This is a genomic window from Ruegeria sp. CG1 (assembly GCF_056537265.1).
The window spans coordinates 1-1,041 of sequence record NZ_JBQFRF010000030.1 but is presented as its reverse complement, the minus strand read 5'-3'; the positions used below and the strand labels follow the sequence as shown (position 1 = coordinate 1,041).

General features: G+C 55.2%; 2 pseudogenes. Both read left to right on the top strand.

The window, feature by feature from the left end:
- Positions 1 to 479: pseudogene (locus tag ACR0AU_RS21960) on the top strand (hypothetical protein); the annotation flags it as partial.
- Positions 480 to 566: 87 nt separating this feature from the next.
- Positions 567 to 1,041: pseudogene (locus ACR0AU_RS21955) on the top strand (hypothetical protein); the annotation flags it as partial.

The window sequence follows — 1,041 nt, the reverse complement described above, 5'->3', positions numbered from 1 at the left end:
GCGACGTTGCGAATATGCGGCCCAACGATCCTGACCTGCAAGCCTTCATCATGGAGGACAGGCGTTATTCAACGCTGATGGACACCGCTGAAATGGATACCGTGGATTATCCGCAAGCCGAGCAATGGGTCGAGATCCGCAAGGAAGTTACTGACACGGCCAACAGCTACGGCCTAGATGGCGAGGCGTTTGTTGCCCGTTTTGGCAACCATCACAACGTCACACTGGGAACGACTATGGAATGGCGTAGCGACGATATTTCGACCGCAGCGGCCCACTTCCAGGCTCAGGGTTTGCCGGATAGCCAGGACCGCGCCGAGGCCGTTGTCGATGAGCTGCACCAACTTGCCTCTACCAAGATCATCGCAATCTCTGAGGAACTTTCGGACGTTCACGCCCATGCAACGCACCCGCTCTTGCAAGGGCGCGGCGACGATACCGGTCATAGCTTGGAGGACGATGACGGACACAGCTTATAAGGACTACACCCGGTCTACCTGATGAGCGCGCCAACGCCATCTGCAGGACCATCACAGAGTTATCCATCAACTCGAAAAGGAAAAACTATGGTTTCGCGTACAGACTATCTTTTGAACGAAGTCGAACACTTCGCACCCTATGCCAAGTTCGACCAATCCGCGCCCCGAGAAGATCGCGTTTCTGAGCAGATCGACATCATCACGAAAGAGCATCGGAGTATGGGGTATGACAATGCCGCCATTGGTGGCCGACTGGCTGACATCGAGGACCAGGCCAACCGCCGTGTTGACGAACACACCGCCCAAGCTGATCTGGTCGAAGAACTGAAAATCGAACTGGAAGCAGCCGAGAGGTCAGGGGAGCCGGTAGATCTGGACGATATGCGCGCATCGGTTTCACAGCACATGACCGATGCTCAGGAATACGATCTGTATCATCCCTACTATTCGTCCCTTGCGGATCTATCCGGCGACAAGGATTTTCAGGGTTCGGATGACTACCAGTCGCCCGGTGATCGCTATGTTCAGTATATGCAATCCGCTCTGGGGCAGGCCGGTTTCG